Origin of the sequence: Bradyrhizobium sp., assembly GCF_049586575.1 — a bacterium.
Classification (GTDB): domain Bacteria; phylum Pseudomonadota; class Alphaproteobacteria; order Rhizobiales; family Xanthobacteraceae; genus Bradyrhizobium.
Window position 1 is genome coordinate 1 of the sequence record NZ_JBAVCF010000270.1, and the last position, 1817, is coordinate 1817.

Consider the following 1817-nt stretch of genomic DNA (forward strand, 5'->3'; position numbering starts at 1 on the left):
GGCGTGACGTTGCGCAAGGAAAGACTCGCCGAATTCCGCGCCTATATGGAAAACGCGCTGGCGCACGACGTGGCGCAATCGCGCCATGTCAACGAAGTCTTCGTCGACGGCGCGGTCAGCGCGCGCGGCGTGACGACGGAATTGGCCGCAACGCTCAACCGCGCAGGACCCTTCGGGAGCGGCAACCCGGAGCCGGTGCTCGCGCTGCCGTCGCATCAACTGGTTTATGCCGACGAAGTGGGACAAGCGCATTTGCGCGTGCGCTTCAAGTCGGGCGATGGCGCTGTTGTCAACGGCATTGCGTTTCGTTCGATCGGGCAGAAGCTGGGCAACGCGCTCGCCGCGCATCGCGGCCAGGTCTTGCATGTGGCGGGATCGATCGCGGTCGATCGCTGGCAGGGCACTGAGCGTGTGCAGTTGCGCGTACTCGACGTGGCCGTACCGGATCAGGGGCCAGAGGTGATCAGGTAAAGCAACGTAGGAACGAGGGCGGAAATGGTAGGGCAGGTTGCGGGCAAGGTTGCGTTGGTGACGGGAGGCGCGTCGGGCATTGGCCAGGCGATCGCCGAGTTGCTGGCGGAGGAAGGCGCCTCAGTCGTTGTGACCGACGTTGACGAGCTGAAGGGGCCTGACGTCGTAGCCGGCATCAGGAAAGGCGGCCGTGAGGCTGTATTTCTGCCTCAGGACGTGACCAGCGAACCGCGATGGGCGGAAGTCGTCGGAGAAATCGAAGGACGTCATGGCAGGCTCGACGTTTTGGTCTCGAACGCCGGTATCGGAATCGGCGCTGCGTCGATTGTCGACATGTCTCTCGCCGATTGGCGCCGGCAGACCGCCATCAATCTCGACGGCGTGTTCCTGTCGGTGAAATACAGCCTGCCGCTGATGCGCAAAACCGGCGGCGGCTCGATCATCATGATGTCGTCGCTCGCGGGCTTGCGCGGCGCGGCGACGTTGGCCGGCTACTCTGCTACGAAAGGCGGCGTGCGTCTGTTCGCCAAGTCGATTGCGATGGAATGCGCGTCCATGGGGGACGGAATTCGCGTGAACTCTGTGCATCCAGGCATCATCGACACGCCAATCTGGGGCAAGATTCCCTCCGGCGGCGCCGCAAGCGGGCAGAATGCGCCGATCGATTGCGAGACGTTGGCGCAGCTGGCGACGCCTTTGGGGCGCGCCGGTCGCGCGCGAGATATCGCCCAAGGCGTGCTGTATCTCGCCTCGGACGCCTCGAGTTACGTGACCGGCAGCGAGCTCGTCATCGACGGCGGCATGTTCGCTGGCGTTGCACCGCGCCGCCCGTCGTGAGGTCGTCGTTCAAGTTCAGAACGATCAGCGCGTGGTCGGAAAAAACCTCGCGCATCCGAGGGGAGCCGAAAGCATCGCGGAACAGAACAGAGTCGAGAACAGTGGTTGCGGGCGAGGCGGGATGCATGGGCATCTCCAAATTGATGGATTTGTGCGATCAATCGCGATGCAGTCTGATGCTCGCCGCCGATCTCACGAACCTTGCCTCAACCGCGCCAGCACTTTCAAACCGCCATAGCCGTCAGCGGGCAATAGCCCCATCCTGGTCTGGTAGTCCCGAACGGCCTGCATGGTGTCGTTGCCGACGCGTCCATCGGTGCCGCCGGTATTGAAGCCTGCTTTCGTTAGCCGGACCTGCATCTCCTGGATTTCGGCCAGCGTCAGCGCGCGTTCCGAACCGGGGAAGGGCTGAATGAACGGTGGCGCACCGAGGATGCGGTCGCCGAGATGGCAGATCGCCAGCGCGTAGCTCATCGCGGGATTGTAGCTCCGCACCGAATAGAAATTCG

The 1817-nt window shown here is 63.3% G+C and carries 2 protein-coding genes and 1 pseudogene; 2 read left to right on the forward strand and 1 reads right to left on the reverse strand.

Features of this window, described 5'->3' with window-relative positions; all coding sequences use genetic code 11:
• Together WB528_RS10395 and WB528_RS10400 are read left to right on the forward strand one after the other, a co-directional pair.
• A pseudogene (locus WB528_RS10395) lies at positions 1-471 on the forward strand (single-stranded-DNA-specific exonuclease RecJ); the annotation flags it as partial.
• Positions 472-495: 24 nt separating this feature from the next.
• Positions 496-1308, forward strand: a complete 813-nt coding sequence (locus tag WB528_RS10400) for a glucose 1-dehydrogenase (protein WP_423888333.1) — start codon at positions 496-498, stop codon at positions 1306-1308.
• Between the two features lie 192 nt (positions 1309-1500).
• Here the strand turns inward: WB528_RS10400 and WB528_RS10405 are convergent.
• Positions 1501-1817 (reverse strand): peptidoglycan-binding protein (locus WB528_RS10405; RefSeq protein WP_423888334.1); only part of this gene is annotated, 317 nt, incomplete at its 5' end.

Coding starts and splice junctions, on each gene's coding strand:
- WB528_RS10400 (WP_423888333.1), top strand. CDS start 496: ATGGTAGGGCAGGTTGCGGGCAAGGTTGCGTTGGTGACGGGAGGCGCG.